We start from the raw sequence: 18,906 nt of genomic DNA, 5'->3' as shown, positions 1-18,906 counted from the left end.
GTGTAACGAAGCCGAGAACCCGAAGGCTCAGCGAAGCTAAATCTATATCCAAAGATCTCTCCATTCCGCTGCGCTCCAGTCGAGATGACGACTATTCTTTTGCAATGTCTGTCAGTCTGAGCGTAGTCGAAGGACCTAGTTTTGCGTTTTCGGCTTAATAAAATCTCCTAAATAACTACATTCACTTGAGGCTACAGCATAAAAAGGAGTTTTACTGTAATTAAAGCGTAACTCTTTTAAATAAGGGTTATTATAATTCGCCTTGATGAAGTTTCTCCATTTAATATCCTTTTTATCATAATAATAAAATGATAGTGGGTTGGCATTCATTATAATCTGTTTTTGCAGACATTTAGCCAGCATAAAGGTACATTTTGCCTTAAAATCAGCGTTGGTGCTTAAGGCCCTCGCTTTTAAATACCATGCTTTTGCGGTCTGTGCTTTTTTGTAATCACCATCATATACATATTTCGCTGGGTTGCTGTTGTCGTAAGATGACCAATCGTAACTGATCAGAAACCAGCTGTTGCCAAAATAACCTGTTTGATAAACGGCATTGGCCATTTTGTAATAATAAAGCGCAGCATTCTTTTTATCGCTCACCGTTAATTTCTGTAAACGGAGCATTTCTGCAGCAAAAGTTTTTTTAGTAATAGATGCTTTCGCTGTTACATATTTTTTGGGGAAATCGTTAATGGTTTCGATAAATGGATTGGCATAAAGTTTAGTATTCTCCCCATCTCCATACCAGTTTTCAGGAGCAAAATATTTATAACCTGCCGAAACCTTCGCAAACATTTGAACAGCTTTGTCGTATTGGTGTGTACGCAGATAAGTAGTACCATAAAGCTCATAAAAATCGTCATTTTTCAGTTGGTTTAAAGCCGAAGCCAATAAGCCGGTAACATCGTTTCCAGCTGCTTTGGTTTTATAAATCGCTAAGCCCTGCATACTTTTCGGACTCAGGTTTTTCTGCCAGAAATTAATACTCTGGTAACTCATATTCTGGAAAAGGGAGTTTTCTTTCAGCGTTTTGTAGTTCAGATCGCCTTTAACCATTGCAAGTGCTGCTTTAGCGGTATCTCCCAGGTTCAAATAAGCAGGTGCTAATATTTGCTGATAAAAATTCCTCGTCGTTCTGCTGAAACGTTTATCGGCCTGATCATCATAATCATATTGCCCGTTTGGTTGGTTTTTATTTTCTGCAAAACGCTTTTCATCCAGCCATTTTAATGTTGGTAATAAGTCGTTTTCGTTAAATGCATTACCTTTTTTGATGTTTTTTGCTTTGATCAACAAATCGATAATGTGGTATTGGTCGCGTAATCTTTCAGGCAGTTTGTCTGGTTTTAAAATGGCCAGGTAATTTGATGCCACAATATCTTTGTTCTCCATACAGGATAAATAAGCCGCGGTTAAGGTACCCAGTTCAGGCTGTGGATATTTCTTTTCGGTGGCAAGCTTAACAGCAAAATTCCTGATTTCATTTAGGTGTTTTAGATTAACATTTTTTAAACTGTCTTTATATTTTGGATTGCCGCTATCAGAAAAGTAATAATTATAGCCAATTTTTGCAATGTCATTTGCCTCAATAAGATCTTGCTCCAACTTATTTACTTCGCGTACCAGTAATGTGCCATTCAACTGGCTTTTTGGTTCGTAGCTGTAAACTTTGTTGATGCTTTCTATGCCTGAATCGGAATTGCCAAATCCATTGATTGCCCATATATTGGCTTTTTCATTATTGGTTTTGGCATATTTTAAAGCGCCTTGAACCGGTGAACTGGTGTAAAAGTAGTTTTTGTAGGCCTGTATCCTCCGCTCCGGGTTGCTGGCAAAAACTTTTGAGAATAAAAAAGCAGCTTCTTCCGGATTGCCCAATCTGCGGATGGATCCGGCATATAAAGCTAATGCCCAACCTTTAACGGCACTGTTAACTTTACTGGTTTTAATATACGTTTCATAAGTTGATTTACTCTCTGTATGCATTCCTGCGAAGTGAAACATCCGTTCCGTTTGGTAAGCATAACGTAATTTCAGAAAATCATCTTTTTCAGCTACTGTTAATTTTAAACCTTCCTGGGCTTTGGTAGCCATTGCTGTAGTATCGCGGGGTGTTGCATCCCAAAGGTTAAATGCCACGTTGGCCAACGGCTCACAGCTTTTGGCAAACTGATAATATTTTAAAGGCGCTTTGCGTTTGTCCAATGCCTGGATAAAACTATTCTGTTGCAGACTATCAGGTAATTGTGAAATATTGCCATCAAAATTTACCAGCTTTACATCGGTAGCGCTATCGGTTTTATACATTACTTTTAGTACATCCTCTTTTTTAACATCGAGGAATTTAGCCCATTCACGGCTATTGATCTCCGGCTCGCTTTCTACATCCGTTTCGCTGTTAAGATAAACCATTTGGTTATAGGCAAAGGGCGAATATTCATCTCCTTCAATGTCGTTATGAAAATAAGAAATATAATAATCGTAAGGGTCTATCTCACCACCACAGGCAAGATTTACAGCAATTTCGCCGAAAAAAGTAATCAGGAATACACTAAAAATCAGCGATAACTTTTTGAAGGTCTTCATTCTTAAAATGTTTTAAAAGGTCGATGTCTAAATGGTAAAAAACGAGGTTCCGCTCTCTCGGGGCCAAATATCGGGATAAAAAATTAGAGGTTAAAAGTAAATCTTTAGCAGAAACCTGTTCCCATCTGATCACATCTCCTTTTTTCAAACCAGCAGTAGGATAATCAGTGAGCAAGTCGTAGAGAATGGAATTTTCGCGCTGTTTAAAAAGCTTTTTGTCATTGATCTGGGCTTTGCCGATCCGTTTGGAAATACCTGCGTATTGTTTGTTTCTGAATACCACCGCCCATTCAAACAGCGGTAAGGCAACATCAAGTGGCAGGGGATATTGTTCCAGGTAATCTTTGAGGTATTGATCCATTTCATGCTGATCCAATATCGAGTTTTGATCGCCGTATTTACGCAGGTTGCCCATATTGTAACACATCAAGATTCCTTTATCTACTGGTGGAATCCCACTCGACACTACGTTTTTAACCTGATGCAGGCGCAGGGTTACCGAAATGGTTTTACCTTTTAGCAATGGAAGGGCACTTAACTGCTCTAAAAATTTAAAATACCTGTTTCTGGTGCCTTTGGTCCAATCACAATCAATCTGTAATTCATTATAGTTTGTCTTTCCGGCCTGTTTTACCTTTTCGGCCACAAATTTCGCAATGCGATTGGCCATCACCGCAGTCTGTATGGTGTCAATCTTATTAAAAACCTGGTTAACGATAAACACAACCGGTACAATACTAACCTGCTTGGGTATGGGGTTAGAAAATTTAATTGGCGATATAGGTACAGGCAATTGCAGATCTGGATTAAAATCTACATCCATAATCCGCACATAAAAAGATTTTGATTTAAATCGATCAAGATAATCGGTTTCTGCTTTTTTGCGCTGGTAATCTGTTCTCCAATAATAAAAAGTAGGATGAACTGCCGGTTTTTGCTTACAACCGAAGAAGAGAAATACAGAAATGACTAAAATACTTATCTTGCGCATACAATTGATTTAAGCAAAAATAGTATAAAATGCGGGCAGTTTTACAAAGAGTTACTCAGGCGAGTTGCACTGTTGATGGTGATGTAACAGGAGCCATAGAAAACGGATTTCTGGTGTTGTTAGGTATTGAAGATGCAGATACTTTAGAAGATTTAGAGTGGTTGGCGCAGAAAATTATCGGGATGCGCGTTTTTGGTGATGAAAATGGAATGATGAATAAAGCAATTGCCGATGTGGATGGAGATATTTTACTGATTAGCCAGTTTACTTTATTTGCATCTACCAGAAAAGGAAATCGTCCGGGTTTTACAAGGGCAGCGCGGCCAGATGTAGCGATTCCACTGTATGAGAAAATGATCGATAAACTTTCGGTTTTATTAGGGAAAAGGGTACAGACCGGGATTTTTGGTGCCGATATGAAAATTGCTTTATTAAACGACGGACCAGTTACGATTCTGATTGATACAAAAGATAAGGAGTAATTTTGAACAGTAGTAGCGTAACTTATTGAACCTCGAATAGTCAAAAAACAATGTCAATATTCCAAACTTTTAATCTAAGCTTATATGAAAGATAAAAATCCAAACCGTTTAACTGAATATGGTTTTTTGGCATTTTTTTTAGGGCTTAAATTAATTTTATCCTTTGTATTGGTTAATTCGGTTTACGAATTACAGCGTGATGAATTCCTGCATTTAGACCAGGCCAATCACCTGGCTGCAGGTTTTACCTCAGTTCCGCCTTTAACTTCGCTTTTTTCCTGGCTCATTAAAGCTTTAGGAAATGGTGTTTTTATGGTGAAACTCATACCTGCATTAATGGGAGCTGTAACCCTACTTTACTGTTGGAAAATTGTCGATTTTTTAAAAGGAAACTTACTGGCCAAATGTTTGGTTGCCGTAGCCTGTATATTTTCTATTCTGCTTAGGCTAAATACTCTTTATCAACCCAACTCTTTCGATGTTTTAGCCTGGACAGCAATATTCTATTATTTATTGAGGTATTTCGATCAAAAAGAGCCCAAATACCTATATGCATTTGCCGTTTTTGTGGCTTTAGGCTTTCTAAATAAGTATAATGTCCTGTTTCTGGTTATTGGTCTGTTGCCAGCCATAATTATTACGCCAAATCGAAAAATATTTGCCGATAAACACCTTTATCTATCAATTTTACTGGCGCTTTTAATTATTTCGCCCAATGTAATCTGGCAGATTAACCATCACTTCCCTGTGTTAACCCACATGAAACTTTTGCAGGCCACACAATTGGTGCATGTAAACCGGATTGATTTTTTTATCGGGCAGTTTCTCTTTTTTATCAGTTCAATTTTTATCCTTTTAGCGGGGATCGGAAGTCTGATTTTTTATAAAGATTTCAGGAAATACAACTGGATTATTTTGACCTACATCATTACCCTAATCGTATTTAGCTATTTTAAAGCAAAAGATTATTATGCCTTAGGTTTATATCCGGTTTTACTGGCTTTTGGTGCTGTTTATTTCGGCAGGATTTTAGCAAAGAAATATGTATTAACCGGATTGTTGTTTGTTTTTAACATAGGTTCGTTTATTTACCTGTTACCACTTTTGATGCCGGTTTATAGTCCTGCGCAAATTATTGCCCACCATAAAAGGTTCGAGCGGGTAGGGGCATTGCGTTGGGAAGATGGCAAAAATCACGACCTGCCGCAGGACTATGCCGATATGCAAGGCTGGAAAGAACTGGCCGCACTTGTTGATATTGCTTACGGAAAAGTTAAAGATAAATCTACCGTATTGGTACGTGCCGATAATTATGGACAAGCAGGTGCGATCAATTATTATTCAAAATATAAAAACATCAACGCGGTATCGTACAATGCTGATTACCTGTATTGGTTTAAAATGGATAAACCGATCAAAAACTTCATTATGATTACCGAATCAAAAGATGAAGATCCCCTTCGTAAAAGAGAACAACCCTATTTTGGCAAAATTACCAAAATCGGGGAAATAAAAACACCGTACGCAAGAGAAAGGGGGGCAAGTGTGTTTTTACTTGAAGATGCAAAGCCCGAAGTGAATAACATTATAAAATCAGAAATAGAGGAAGAAAAAAATGACCATTAACGAAGCGCAGGAAACGGTAGACCGTTGGATTAACACCACAGGTATCCGTTATTTTAACGAACTAACCAATACGGCAATTTTAATGGAAGAAGTGGGAGAGGTAGCCCGGATTATGGCCCGTAAATATGGCGAACAATCGTTTAAAAAGAGTGATGAAGCCGTAAACCTGGCCGATGAAATGGCTGACGTGATGTTTGTTTTAATCTGTTTAGCCAATCAGACCGGTATAAATTTAACCGAAGCTTTGGAAAAGAACCTGGAGAAAAAAAGTATCCGTGATGCCGATAGGCATAAGAATAACGAGAAGCTTAAATAAGACTGGAGTCCTTAGTCGGAAGTCCGAAGCCTAAGCTACGAACTCCATTAAGCTTCGGTAGGCAACAAAACGGTTTTTGTATTTTTCGTTTAACTCCGCCTGCAAAGCTGGTGCAAATGTTTCCTGGTATTTATTGTAGTTATCTAATGTTTCTACAACGTATTGTGAGCAGTAAGTTACCCCTTCATTAGGTGAATCAACAACTTTTAATAAACGGTTAGAAACAAACATACCTGTAGCCATAACCTGTGGAATATGGATATCCTGCATCCATTGTAACCAGTCTTCAGCTGCTGTAGCATCAAGGATTAATGTAACATTATATAAAAACATAGCGCAAATGTAATTAATATATACAGGTTAAAAATTAAAGAAAGTAGATTTTATTCTTAAAAGTGGCCTCAATAACTTAAATTTGACAATTCTCAATGTTTTTTAAGCATGATACGCAAAAACGCCTCTCAAAAAATAGATAATTCAACGCGCAACTACATTTATACAGGTTACCTTACTGCAATTTTTGGCGGCATTTTGGGCTTGGTCATCGGCTGGGATTTAATGAGGAAAAAGCGTACATTAAGTACCGGAGAAAAAATTTTTTCTTATTCTTTAATGGATAGACAGCACGGTGCCAGAATTTTAATTTTAGCTATAATTTGCTTCATTTTGTTGTTAACCTTAACTATTATTGCATTGGATTCATAAATGTCTGCAATATTAATGATCACTATTACCACATCTTCTTCTAAAGATCTTAAAGGAATTCTTGAACTTCAAAGGCAAAACCTTAAGCAGGATTTAACGCCAGAACAAATTAAAGCGCAAGGGTTTGTTACTGTTTCGCACTCGCTCGATGATCTGGAAAAGATGCATGGATACGAGCCTAATATTGTTGCAAAAGATGGCGATGCTATTGCAGCCTATGTATTGGCAATGACCGATCAATCAAAAAACGACATTCCGAGATTGGTTGAAATGTACGAAAGCTTCGATGATATTTCATACCATGGGAAACCGGTTTCTGATTATCATTATATTGTGGTTGGCCAGGTATGTGTAGGGTACGATTATCGGGGCAAAGGCTTGTTTGATGAATGCTACAAAGCCTATAAAGATTGTTTTAAGGATAGATATGACTTCGCCATTACTGAAATTGCGAGTATTAACTTAAGGTCAATGAATGCACATAAACGCATCGGCTTTGAGGTAATTCATACTTATACCGATAGTAGCAGTGTAGAATGGAATGTGGTAGTTTGGGATTGGAATGATTTTAATTAGTATCTTCATCCTAACGCTTTATCATAACAATTATGACCACTGATTTTGTAACCTTCCAAAGATTTAATGATAAGGCGGCAGCTTTGGCACTGGCCGAAACATTTAGAGAAAATGGGATTGTGTGTGGATTGGAGGATGTTTCTGAAAATTTTGATGTTTCGTTTGCCAATAATGAAATCAATAAAGACTTTAGAATAAAGTTGAAGCCTGCCGATTTTGAACGGGCCGATAATTTGCTGTTGCAACTGGCAGAGAAAGATTTAGAAAATATCGATCCTGGTTACTATATTTTTGATTTCAGTGATGAAGAACTGAAGGAAATTGTTGAAAAACAGGATGAGTGGAGCAGTTTAGATTTTTTACTAGCCAAAAAGATATTAAAAGAACGTGGTATCGAGGTAAACGTTGGTCAGATCCAAATGCTTAAAGAAAAGAGGTTAGAAGCGTTGGCTGAACCTGAAGAAAGTCCGAAGGTACTGATTGTAGCTGGTTATATTCTGGCCGTTGTGGGCGGATTAATAGCCATTATTATTGGGGCTTATCTACGCACCCATAAAAAAACATTACCTAACGGAGAACGGGTTTTTGGTTACGCCGCTTCAGATAGGGCACATGGCGAAAGAATTTTGATTATCGGCATTCTTGCGCTGATACTTTCATTCGCATATCAATTCTCAAATATGTTTAGGGCAAGTTAAATTAGCTAATTTGTAAACTTGAAAAGTAAAGTTGAGAGGAGTTATCTATATAGATCTCTCCATTCCGTTTCACTTCAGTCGAGATAACGAAAATACTAAGTTTGGACTAGTCGTTTAGCATTAGTTAACCGATTAAACAGCAATATAATTTTCAGTTGGCCATTTGCAGTTCCCAATAAACTAATGGCTAATGAACCACTGAACTAAACTCCATCTCCACGCAAATTCCTAAATCTTTTTCTTGCTTCAGCGCTGAACATACTCCCTGGGTAATCCGTAATCAGTTTTTGAAAATATATTTTTGCTTGCGCAATATCCTTCAGTTTCTTTTCATACAGATCGCCTAATGTAAATAGGGCATCATCTGTCCAGATTCCGTCTTTAAATTCTTCCGTTACTTTTTTAAGGATATCTGCCGCTTTTTGAAAATCGTTTGCTTTAATAAGAATCTGTGCTTTACTCATCATTATCGCATCTGTTAAGCTATTTTGAGGATAGGCAAACGCAATACTGTCCATTTTTTTTATAGCCTTTTCAGGTAGGTTTCTAAATAAAAGCATTTCTGCATCAGCATACATTTTTAAGGCATTGCTATCGGCTGGTGTCTGGATATTATCACTAATTAATAAACTGAGGTTTAATGCATCATTGGCAATGAGTTGTGAAGTTGCAGCCTTTAGAACTAAACATTGGCTATTGCTGTATTCGAAATTGCCCTGATAAAATGAAAGTTTAGCGCTCCTGAAGCGGGCCTCATTTCCTATCGGTTGTCCTTCAAACCGTTTGCTCACCTGCTCGTACACCAAAAAAGCTTCCCAAGGTTGGTTGGTTAAAATATAAATATCGCCTAAATCTAGTTTTAGCTGGCCTAAGTCCTGATCGTTGATGCCAGGCATTTTTATCGCTTCTTCCAGTTCTTTTTCGGCATTGGTTGGCTGATTTAAATAATAAGCCTGCAGGTTGGCCAGTTTTTTTATAGCAAAAAGAGTATTCCTGTTCTTGCCGTTTTCATTTAATAATGCCTGGTAATCTTTCGCGAGAAGGTCAAGGTCGGCAACTGTATATTTTCCACTGGTACGTAGGTTGTACCTGGTATTCAGCATTTCTATTTTTGAAGGAAGATAATACGTATTGTCCTTTCCTTTGGTGAGTATATATTCATAAGCTTTAATCGCAGTTTCGTAAGCACCGTTATCTACAAAAGTATAAATGGCATTAAACAGATTGCCCCCATCAGCCTTCGTGCGTTTATCGTACGCAATAAGCTGGCGCAAGGCCATATCAAATTCCTGTTGTTGAATATAATTCCAGGTGAGTAACTGAATGTAAACTTCGGCATCAGGTGCTTTCTGTACTTTTTTTAAAATGGCTGCCTGAAACGTTTGATAATCGTTTTTATCTTCAAAAATAGAAGAGAGCACCGTTTCTGCCTGCGGTAAAAGTTGTGGCATTGTTGCAAGTGCATCCAGATACTCTTGCATAAGCATGAGTTTATCTTTTTTAAAACGGTAGATGTTTAATAATTCGAAGACAAACATTTGATCGTCTCCAAATAGTTTTCTGCCCTGTTTAAAGGTTTGTACCGCATAATCGTAATTTTCAAACCGATAAAAACTATTGGCCAGATTTCTGATCCTAAATTCCTCTTTTGGTAGTTTTGCTATTACCTCATTAAATATTTTATTGGCCGCCTGTACATCGCCTTTTTCCTGATAAAGCTTGCCCAGGGCGATTGGATAGATATCGTTCTGTGGATTTTTTTTGATTTCCTTTTTAACCACTTTTTCCGCCACATCATAGCGTTTCAATTTTAATAATGCATTAAAGTAAATGTCGAAATAGGCTTCGTTATTTGGGGTGGCGTAGAGTTTTTCCAGTAGCACAACTGCCTTGTCATATTCGCCATCCTGATAATATTGAATAGCCAGACTACTTTCATCAGGTGCAATCTGCTGATTGGAGCGAGAGATCTGCGCACTGGCCCCAAACGATAGCAAGAAGAATATGATGAAAAAAAAGCGGTTCATAAACCCTAAATTATAAGTTTTAAATGTAATATTTTATTACATCTTTAGCTAAACCGCTAATAGATTTTAAACGTATTTTAAATGTTACCTGTATTTTATTTTGTAGATATTTTATAAATACTAAATTGAACCACTGCTTATTATTTAGATTGCATTGGTAACATTGTTGGTGTAAAGCGCTGTTAAATTGTTGCGATGTTTATTTTTGTCATCCCGTAAAGGATTTATTTATGCTTAAAAGGATTTTCCTGTTGTTAATGGTTATATTGGTCTGGGCTTGCAATGGCACAAACAATGACACTATTCCTGTAGACGATTTTTTTAAAACGCAGGATAAAGCCTACTATCGCATTTCTCCTGATGGTAAAAGTCTTTCGTATTTGAAACTTCATGATAAAAAACTTGATCTTTTTGCTGAAGATCTTGCCACCGGAAATAGTGTTCAGTTAACCCATTTGAATGGGAAGAATATCAGTTTCCACTTCTGGACCAGCAATAATGAGCTGATTTATTATACCGAAGATGGATCTAAAGAACGTAGGTCTGATATTTTTGTGATCAATAAAGATGGAAGCAAGCAAGTGCAGTTGAGTGCCAACGAGAAAAACAGGTTAAGGGTAATAGAAGATCAGCTGATTGATGATAAATATATTATTGTTGCTTCCAATAAACGCGATTCGACCGTTTTTGATGTATACCGCTTAAACGTTCGGGATGGAAAAATGGAAATTGCAGCAAAAAACCCTGGCAATATTACCAAATGGATGACAGACAGTAAGGGTGTACTTAAAATTGCTGTTGCCAGTGATGGGGTGAATGAAACCCTGATGTACCGCGAAAAGGAAAACGAGGCTTTTGCACCTGTAATTACCAATAATTTTGAAACGACTTTGCAGCCGATTGCATTTTCGGAAGATCAACCCAACGTGCTCTATGCTATTTCCAGTGTTAACCGCGATAAAAATGCACTAGTGGCACTTGATTTAAAAAACGGTAAAGAAAAGCAGGTTCTCTTTGCAAATGATACCTTAAATGTGGTTGATGCAACCTACTCCCGTTTCCGGAAAAAAATGCTTTTCGCCACCTGCGAAACCTGGAAAAGGGAAAAATTTTATCTGGATGACAATACAAAAGTGGCTTACTCTGGCATTGATAAACTTTTACCAGGTACTGAGTGGATTATTATGGACAGGGATAAAACGGATAAAGTGTTTGTAATACGCACTTTTACCGATAAAAATCCAGGTTCTTATTATTTATATACAGCTGTTGATCAAAAGCTTAAAAAGCTTACTGATGTGAGTCCTTCCATTAAACCGGAAGAGATGAATGCCATGGAACCTATCAGTTTCAAAAGCCGGGATGGTTTAACTATTAATGGTTATTTAACCTTGCCAAAAAATAAAAAAGCAGCTAACTTACCTGTGGTTGTACTGCCACATAATGGCCCAAAATCTAGAAACAGTTGGGGCTACAATGCAGAGGTACAGTTTTTGGCCAACCGGGGTTATGCCGTTTTGCAGGTAAATTACCGTGGTTCTACCGGTTATGGGAAATCATTTTATGCTGCAGGGTTTAAACAATGGAGCGATAAAATACAGAATGATGTTAATGATGGCGTTAAATGGCTGATTGCAGAAAAAATTGCCAATCCTAAAAAAATTGCCATTTATGGTAATGGGTTTGGCGGTTACATTGCTTTAAATTGTTTATATAAAAATCCCGATCTTTATAAATGCGGCGGATCAAATTCTGGTGTAATTAACCTGTTTAGTTATCTGAAGACTTTTCCTCCATTTTTAAAGGCCAAATTGCAGATGTATTACGAAATTGTAGGTAATCCGATCACCGATACCGATTACATGCGCTATGCTTCACCCGTGTTTCATGCAGAACGCTTTAAATCGCCTGTTTTTATAGCCCAAAACCCAAAAGACCCAACGGTTAACGTAGCAGAAGGGGTACAGTTTATCAAAGAACTTAAAAAAAGAAATGTTCAGGTTACCTATATCGAAAAAGAAGAAGGTCCTGACCCAATTGTCCGCCAGCAGAGTAGAACAGCGCTATACAAAGCTTTAGAAGCATTTTTAAAAGAAAATCTAGGTAAGAAATAGGTATGGCCTTAGATAAAAAAAGCAGTTACCGTAAAAATTTCTCCCTGGGTATAACTTTTATTGTACTCATTTCCATTCTTTTTATCCTATCGCTCTTCCTTGCATTTAACTATAGTAAAAAAACGATAGAGAACGACTTTGTTTCTGAGAAGGTAAATGTACTAGAACAGAGTATTAAGCCATACAATGATTTTTTTCAGAATAAAATGCCTGAGATTTCATATTACAATGGCTATTTGGATTCTTCTACTGCAGCAAAGTTTGTAGATACAGTGATGTTAAAGTATCCCTTCATTTCAAAGGTTACTTTTTACGATACAGAAGTGAAGAACGTTCCTGTTAAAGATGGGATCAATGCAAACCACCTGGGTATTGGTCCAAAATCTATTTTCCAGTTTGGGAAAGGGATAAAGCCAGATTCGGTAAAGTTATATTCAGCAGATGATACCAAATCTTTTACCGTAGGGAGTGATTTTAATGCAATTGCCATAAAACTTGCCACTTTCGTTGAAGATCTCGATACCGCATCGGTACCTACACAAGAAGAGTTGTTTACCAATTTTTCTATTGTTAATTCCAACGAAAATAAAATCACTTACCTGAATATTCCCCGCCGGGAAGATTTAAGGGTATATAAAGATATGATCAGGCGGAAGTTAAACCCGGCTCCCGTATATCAACAGGATGTAATGGTTTTTAATCTGGATGCGCATAAGATCAAGATCATTAATACCAGGCCATTATTGTACCAAACGATCAGGATTGAACCGCTCACTTATGATCCGATTGATACCCCAGATGAAAATATCAATACCGAAATTGCACTGCCAGGCGCATTTTCTGATTTTAAATTATACCTTATTTCATCAAAATCTTACATCAAGAAAGAAATTTTTATTTACTTCATGCCGATTGCTTTAGTCTTATTGCTGGTATATGGCGTGCTTTTATTGGTTGCATTTTTGATTTACCGTAACCTGAACATTAATAGTAAAATGTTTAAGTTGCAGTACGATTTCGTAAATAACCTTACACATGAGTTTAAAACGCCCGTTAGTGTAATCAAAATTGCAGGGAACAATATTAAAAGTGCTCCTGCATTAAGCCAAAAGGAGCAGCAGCTTTATGGCAAGATACTGGATGAAGAAGCTGACAAACTGAATGGTTTAATGAACAAATTACTGGCCTTTACACAAATCGAAAATAAGGCTATAAAACTCAATCAGGAAGAAGTTAATATTGTTGATTTTATCGAAAGTACGATCGAATCGCATACGTTAAAACATCCTGATTTTAAGATTACCTACGAAGTGTTAGGCTTTAAAACCTTTATTACCGATCCGGTGTTATTGGGAAGTCTGTTCGATAACCTGGCAGAGAACGCTTACAAGTATTCTAAACCAGAACAGAAAAAATTGCACATTAGTGCAAAGCTGATAAAAGGGGTGCTGGTTTTTCGCTTTGCCGATAAAGGTATAGGCATCGCATCATCCGAATTAAACAATATATTTAAGAAGTTTTTCAGGATCCAGAATGAATATAACCAAATGGGCAGTGTAGGCCTGGGTTTGGCATTCTGCAAAGAACTGGTTAACTTTATGGAAGGAGAAATCTCCGTAAAAAGTAAAGTAGGAAGTGGTACAGCGTTTAAAATCGTACTGCCTTATAATAGTTAAAAATTGGAAAGTTAAAGGTTGGAAGGTTGAAAAGTTAGACTTAACCTTCAAACATTACAACGTTTCAACATTACAACCTTATTAAAACACACATAAATGTCTAAAGAAGTAAAAATATTAATTGTAGAAGATGATGAGAATCTTCGTTTTTTGGTCGCACACCGATTAAAGGCTGAGGGTTATACGGTGCTGGAAGCAAATGATGGTGAAGCAGGGGAAAGAATGATTTTAGCCGATCAGCCTGATATTGTTTTATTAGATTGGATGATGCCTGGCAAACAAGGTGCAGAGGTTTGTGAGCATGTGCGTAAGCAAGGTTTCGAAAACCTGGTGATTATGATGACTGCAAAGGCACAGGATGTAGATAAAATTGATGCCTATAATTTTGGCGCATCTGATTATATCACCAAACCATTTAACATGGATGTTTTGGTGGCCATGTTGGAGAGCAAGGTTAAATTCATCGTCAATAAAGATTCAGCCGAAATACATCGTTTTGGCAATATGGAACACCATCCAAACATTCATACTTTATTCAGAGATGGAAAGAAAATTGAGTTGACGATATTGGAAAACCGTATTCTCCTTTATTTCCTGCGCAACCCTGGCAAGGTAATTAATCGTGATGAATTGATGCTGGTGGTTTGGGGCTACAACTCTGACGTGAACACCAGAACACTTGATATGCACATTGTACGCTTACGTAAGAAGATAGAATTAAATCCTGATAACCCACAGTTGCTGCAAACGGTTAGGGGAGTAGGTTATCGCTTTAACGCGGGATAATTATATTGTGCCGTCAGATGGTAACATCTGACGGTTATATACATGTCAGATGGTACCATCTGACACCACTATGAATTTTATTTACTATGCCCTTTTAAGGGTAAATATGGTAATCTCCGGTAAAATACCCACCCTGCCCGGATAACCTAAAAAGCCATAGCCCACATTAACATATAGCTGTTGTTTTTGCTCCTGATACAAGCCTGCCCATTCCTTATAAATGTATTGTACTGGGCTCCATTGTATTTCTTTTAAACGAACACCAAACTGCATACCATGGGTATGGCCACTAAACATGGCATCTATTTGTGGGTATTTCTTTAAAACCTCCCCACGCCAGTGCGAAGGATCGTGACTAAGCAAAAGTTTAACTGGTAAATCATCCGTATTTTGAACTGCGAGTTCCATTTTTCCATATTTAGGAAAACGGCCCATTCCCCAGTTTTCAATGCCTAAAATCCCGATTTCCTCCCCATCTACCTTTAATCTCCGGTTTTCGTTCATCAGTAAATCATAGCCCATTATTTTGTGCACATCAACCATATCTTTCAGGTTTTTTACCTTGGCAGGGGATGAGTCTTTGCCGAAATAATAATCGCCGTAATCGTGGTTACCTAATGAAGAATACACACCTAGTGGTGCTTTTACTTTAGAAAATATATCCTGGTAATCTCTTACTTCGTTGGTCAGGTTATTGACTAAATCGCCAGTAAAAAAGATAAAATCGGGTTTTTCGCCCAATAACATTTCTACCCCACCTTTTACCGCAGTTTTATTGTAAAAGCTACCAGAGTGGATGTCAGAAATCTGCCCCATCGTAATACCATCGAAAGCTTTGGGTAGGTTAGGGAGAATTAAATTTACGCGCCTCACCTGGTAATCGTATGCGCCAGAAACAATACCCCAACTCAATGAAGTTAACGGTACTGCTGCGGCCACCAAGCCAGCTTTCACCAAAAATTCTGATCGTGAGATATGTTCAGTAGGGGTAGATTGCGCATTTTGCGGTACACTTGAAACTTCAGTTGTTTTATTTTTTATGAAAATTTTAATAAATAACCTGCGCAAGTCATCCAACACTAAAAAAGGTAACATAGCCAGTTTACAAGCTACTGTTAAGAAGAAAGCCACTAAAATGATGGCCCTTAAGGTTAGGAAAAGATTAAGGTAAATGCCACAAAAAACACCGATAATCAGTAAGGAGCTATAAGTCCAATAGGCAATGGAAAATATCTTTTTAGTATTTGGTTTCCATTTTTTAAAAACAGCAATGATGGCTTTAAAGCAATAAATATCAAATGCAATAATGAAGATGCAGGCTGCAATTATGAAGGGTAATCTTCCCATTATGTTCAGGGTTTATAAATAAAAAGCTTTAACATATTCTTCTTTAAGGAAGAATTGTCAAAGCTAATCAAATTAGAGAAATTCGATATTATCTGAAATCGTCTTCGTCCTCTTCTTCATCAAATTCGGCATTAAATAAACTGCCAAACATATCGGAGAAGCCAAAGCCGCCATTTAAAAAGTTTTTGCTCAATTGCGAATATTCAGCCAAACCATGTAACACAAATTCCATTAACAGTAAAGTTTGGTTCTCGCTTAACTTAGGGTGAAACTTCTTCACCAGATCGTGTAAACCTGGTACCAGCATGAGCGCCTTTTTATATTGCGCATTAGTTAAAGCATCGGTAACATCAACATTATTCCCATCGGTAAACCATTCGGTTACTTCAGTATACGGATTGGCCGTTTTTGTTTTCTTTGCTTTTTCAGGATCGGGGAAATAACGTGCGAACATGGTTTTAACTGCTTTGCCAATTAATGTAGTGGCTACATGTGCGGGGCCTTCTAATTCGCCTTCATAAACCAATTCTATTTTACCCGTTATGGCTGGGACAATTCCAGCAAGGTCAGATAAACGGACAAAGGTGTTTTTCTCGCCTGCAATTAGCATTCTTCTTTCGGCTGTGCTGATCAGATTCTCATAGGCAGAAATGGTCAACCTTGCAGATACACCTGATTTTTGGTCAATGTATTCACTTTTACGTGCTTCAAAAGCAATCTGCTCTATTAAATCTTTTACCAATCCATCAGCCTCTATACTGGCTCGCTGATCAGCCGTTAATTTTGCTTCCTGGAAAGTAATTTTACGCGAAATTTCTACGGTTTTTGGGTAATGGGTCAAAATCTGACTTTCAATCCTATCTTTTAAAGGCGTAACAATGCTTCCACGGTTGGTATAATCTTCCGGATTTGCTGTAAATACAAACTGGATATCCAGCGGTAAACGCAATTTGAAACCGCGGATCTGGATATCTTTTTCCTGCAGCATGTTAAATAGGGCCACCTGTATACGTGCCTGTAGATCGGGCAGCTCATTAATCACAAATATGCTGCGGTGTGCACGTGGAATTAAACCAAAGTGGATTACACGTTCATCATTATAGGTTAACTTCAGGGTAGCAGCTTTAATGGGGTCAACATCGCCAATTAAATCTGCAACGGTAACATCTGGTGTGGCCAGTTTTTCGGTATATCTTTCGCTGCGGTGCAACCAGGCAATTTCGGTATCATCACCCTTTGTGGCAATTTCATTTTTGGCGTACCATGAAATTGGATTCAATGGATCATCAAAAATTTCACTTCCGGCAACATAAGGCACATATTCATCCAGTAAATTTACCATTAAGCGGGCAATACGTGTTTTTGCCTGTCCGCGTAAACCTAATAATAAAATATTGTGGCGTGATAAAATGGCTGTTTGCAGCTCAGGAATCACCGTTTCATCATAGCCAATAATGCCTTCAAATTCTGTTTTTTTATCGCGCAAAACTTCGATCAGATTTTCTCTGAGTTCTTCTTTTACCGATCTTGATTTATATCCTGTGGTTTTTAACTGGCCTAATGTTGTATTTTGCATTTCGTAGTTTAAATGTTGTAAAGTTAATCAGGTTGAAAGGTTGTAAATAACAGCCTTCCAATTTTCGCTTGCTTTAATAGATAATCTTCAGACTCAGGACTGTTGACTCCGAACTCAAGACTATTTAACTGTTTTTCTTCTGTTTTTAATATAATCTTCAAAAATGTATTCGCCTAAACCATTTAAAGAGCTATAAAAAGCCCTGCCGCCATTAATTTCGGTAAACTGCCTAACAAACTGTTGCAGGTAGGGATCTTTGGCAATCATAAATGTAGTAATCGGAATCTTCAACCGCTTACATTGTGCCGCCATGTTTAAGGTTTTATTGATTACTTTCCTATCCAAACCCATGCTATTTTTATAGTACTTGCCATTTTCCTTTAAGCAGGTTGGTTTTCCATCGGTAATCATAAAAATCTGTTTATTATGGGTTTTCCTGCGGCGAAGTAAATCTGCCGCCAATTCTAATCCTGCATAAGTGTTGGTATGGTAAGGGCCTACCTGTAAATAAGGCAGGTCTTTAACGCTAATGGGCCAGGCATCATTTCCAAAAACCACAATATCTAAGGTATCTTTAGGATATTTCGTTTTAATCAGCTCAGCCAAAGCCATGGCAACTTTTTTTGCAGGGGTAATCCGGTCTTCGCCATACAAAATCATGGAGTGCGAAATATCGATCATCAATACCGTAGAGGTTAAGGTTTTAAAATCCTTTTCTTCTACTTCCAGATCGCGGTCAGTTAAAGTGAAATCGCCAATTCCGTGGTTAATCTGCGCATTTTGTATGGAAGCAGTCATATCGATCTGATCCAAACTATCTCCGAAATTATATTCCCGTCTGTCGGCATTTTTTTCTTCGCCAATGCCAGATTGGTTACTGTTGTGGTTACCGCGACCAGATTTTTTGAGTTTACCAAAAATTTCGTCCAAGGCAGATTTGCGGATGGTCTGTTCCGTTTTGGCGGTAATTTTAAATTCTCCCGATTGATTGTCTTCTGTCAGGTAGCCTTTATCTTTCAGGTCGTCGATAAAATTACCGATGCCGTAATCATTATTGGTTAATTTATATTGTTTGTCGAGCTCGTTCAGCCAGCTTAAAGCCTCTGCTGCATCTCCAGCTGTATAATTTAGCAGTTCGCTAAATAATTTCAGCAACTCATCAAACCCACCTTTTGGCGAATCGCCCGGCTTATAATCAGAAAAACGAAAACCTCTCATGTGCTTGTATTAACGATTTATCGAAGATAAAAGTTTCGCTTTGCATAAATTTAAGCGTGGTGTCATATTTAGAGCCCAGCTTAAAGACTAAAGCTTAGTTCAAGTGATAACTGTTAACTGCCAATTACAAACTGCCAAATGATAACTAATCAGGGCGTTTCACCAAGCTACGCAAGGGG

The 18,906-nt window shown here is 37.7% G+C and carries 16 protein-coding genes; 9 read left to right on the top strand and 7 right to left on the bottom strand.

Annotation, left to right across the window (positions count from 1 at the left end; genetic code table 11):
* Window positions 1–135 precede the first annotated feature (135 nt).
* Together OQX63_RS22940 and OQX63_RS22935 are read right to left on the bottom strand one after the other, a co-directional pair.
* A complete protein-coding gene (locus OQX63_RS22940) occupies window positions 136–2,589 on the bottom strand; it encodes a hypothetical protein (protein ID WP_265853124.1) in 2,454 nt (817 codons plus the stop codon).
* A complete protein-coding gene (locus tag OQX63_RS22935) occupies window positions 2,555–3,580 on the bottom strand; it encodes a hypothetical protein (protein WP_265853123.1) in 1,026 nt (341 codons plus the stop codon). Before OQX63_RS22935 ends, OQX63_RS22940 begins: the two co-directional genes overlap by 35 nt.
* A gap of 29 nt (window positions 3,581–3,609) precedes the next feature.
* Here OQX63_RS22935 and dtd point away from each other — a divergent pair, with 29 nt between their 5' ends.
* From dtd to OQX63_RS22920, 3 genes are all read left to right on the top strand, one after another.
* The gene (gene dtd / locus OQX63_RS22930; protein ID WP_265853122.1) at window positions 3,610–4,062 is read left to right on the top strand and encodes a D-aminoacyl-tRNA deacylase; all 453 of its coding nucleotides are present in this window, start codon (window positions 3,610–3,612) and stop codon (window positions 4,060–4,062) included.
* Between the two features lie 84 nt (window positions 4,063–4,146).
* Window positions 4,147–5,688, top strand: a complete 1,542-nt coding sequence (locus tag OQX63_RS22925) for a glycosyltransferase family 39 protein (protein WP_265853121.1) — start codon at window positions 4,147–4,149, stop codon at window positions 5,686–5,688.
* A complete protein-coding gene (locus OQX63_RS22920; protein ID WP_090983182.1) occupies window positions 5,678–6,004 on the top strand; it encodes a nucleotide pyrophosphohydrolase in 327 nt (108 codons plus the stop codon). Before OQX63_RS22925 ends, OQX63_RS22920 begins: the two co-directional genes overlap by 11 nt.
* Before the next feature lie 30 nt (window positions 6,005–6,034).
* Here OQX63_RS22920 and OQX63_RS22915 read toward each other — a convergent pair whose 3' ends face one another.
* Entirely contained in the window at window positions 6,035–6,337 is a 303-nt protein-coding gene (locus OQX63_RS22915; protein ID WP_265853120.1) for a DUF4286 family protein, read from the bottom strand.
* 108 nt (window positions 6,338–6,445) lie between these two features.
* Between OQX63_RS22915 and OQX63_RS22910 the strand changes: the two genes are divergently transcribed.
* Genes OQX63_RS22910 through OQX63_RS22900 form a run of 3 tightly spaced genes read left to right on the top strand, consistent with a single transcriptional unit; the run spans window position 6,446 to window position 7,983 of the window.
* Window positions 6,446–6,709: a hypothetical protein gene (locus OQX63_RS22910; protein ID WP_265853119.1), complete on the top strand. Its 264-nt coding sequence runs from the start codon at window positions 6,446–6,448 to the stop codon at window positions 6,707–6,709.
* Window positions 6,710–7,285: a GNAT family N-acetyltransferase gene (locus OQX63_RS22905; protein ID WP_265853118.1), complete on the top strand. Its 576-nt coding sequence runs from the start codon at window positions 6,710–6,712 to the stop codon at window positions 7,283–7,285.
* 32 nt (window positions 7,286–7,317) lie between these two features.
* Window positions 7,318–7,983 carry a hypothetical protein gene (locus OQX63_RS22900; RefSeq protein WP_265853117.1) on the top strand — a complete coding sequence of 222 codons (666 nt, stop codon included), beginning with the start codon at window positions 7,318–7,320 and terminating at the stop codon, window positions 7,981–7,983.
* Window positions 7,984–8,186: 203 nt separating this feature from the next.
* Here the strand turns inward: OQX63_RS22900 and OQX63_RS22895 are convergent, their stop codons facing one another.
* A complete protein-coding gene (locus OQX63_RS22895) occupies window positions 8,187–10,010 on the bottom strand; it encodes a tetratricopeptide repeat protein (protein ID WP_265853116.1) in 1,824 nt (607 codons plus the stop codon).
* A gap of 230 nt (window positions 10,011–10,240) precedes the next feature.
* Here OQX63_RS22895 and OQX63_RS22890 point away from each other — a divergent pair, with 230 nt between their 5' ends.
* The 3 genes from OQX63_RS22890 (at window position 10,241) to OQX63_RS22880 (ending at window position 14,586) form a co-directional block, all read left to right on the top strand.
* Window positions 10,241–12,124, top strand: a complete 1,884-nt coding sequence (locus OQX63_RS22890; protein WP_265853115.1) for a S9 family peptidase — start codon at window positions 10,241–10,243, stop codon at window positions 12,122–12,124.
* A gap of 2 nt (window positions 12,125–12,126) precedes the next feature.
* Window positions 12,127–13,800 carry a sensor histidine kinase gene (locus tag OQX63_RS22885; protein WP_265853114.1) on the top strand — a complete coding sequence of 558 codons (1,674 nt, stop codon included), beginning with the start codon at window positions 12,127–12,129 and terminating at the stop codon, window positions 13,798–13,800.
* A 96-nt stretch (window positions 13,801–13,896) separates the two neighbouring features.
* Complete coding sequence (locus tag OQX63_RS22880; RefSeq protein WP_265853113.1) at window positions 13,897–14,586, top strand: response regulator transcription factor; 690 nt, start codon at window positions 13,897–13,899, stop codon at window positions 14,584–14,586.
* A gap of 84 nt (window positions 14,587–14,670) precedes the next feature.
* Here OQX63_RS22880 and OQX63_RS22875 read toward each other — a convergent pair whose 3' ends face one another.
* The 3 genes from OQX63_RS22875 to OQX63_RS22865 form a co-directional block, all read right to left on the bottom strand.
* Window positions 14,671–15,933: a metallophosphoesterase gene (locus OQX63_RS22875; protein ID WP_265853112.1), complete on the bottom strand. Its 1,263-nt coding sequence runs from the start codon at window positions 15,931–15,933 to the stop codon at window positions 14,671–14,673.
* 88 nt (window positions 15,934–16,021) lie between these two features.
* Window positions 16,022–17,509 (bottom strand): sigma 54-interacting transcriptional regulator, encoded by a 1,488-nt coding sequence (locus tag OQX63_RS22870; protein WP_265853111.1) that lies wholly within the window; start codon window positions 17,507–17,509, stop codon window positions 16,022–16,024.
* A gap of 120 nt (window positions 17,510–17,629) precedes the next feature.
* Window positions 17,630–18,727, bottom strand: a complete 1,098-nt coding sequence (locus OQX63_RS22865; RefSeq protein WP_265853110.1) for a vWA domain-containing protein — start codon at window positions 18,725–18,727, stop codon at window positions 17,630–17,632.
* Window positions 18,728–18,906: the final 179 nt, after the last annotated feature.

The organism is Pedobacter sp. PF22-3, from assembly GCF_026239555.1.
Taxonomy (GTDB): domain Bacteria; phylum Bacteroidota; class Bacteroidia; order Sphingobacteriales; family Sphingobacteriaceae; genus Pedobacter.
The sequence above is the reverse complement of the archived record's forward strand: the minus strand, read 5'-3'. Positions and strand labels throughout refer to the sequence as shown.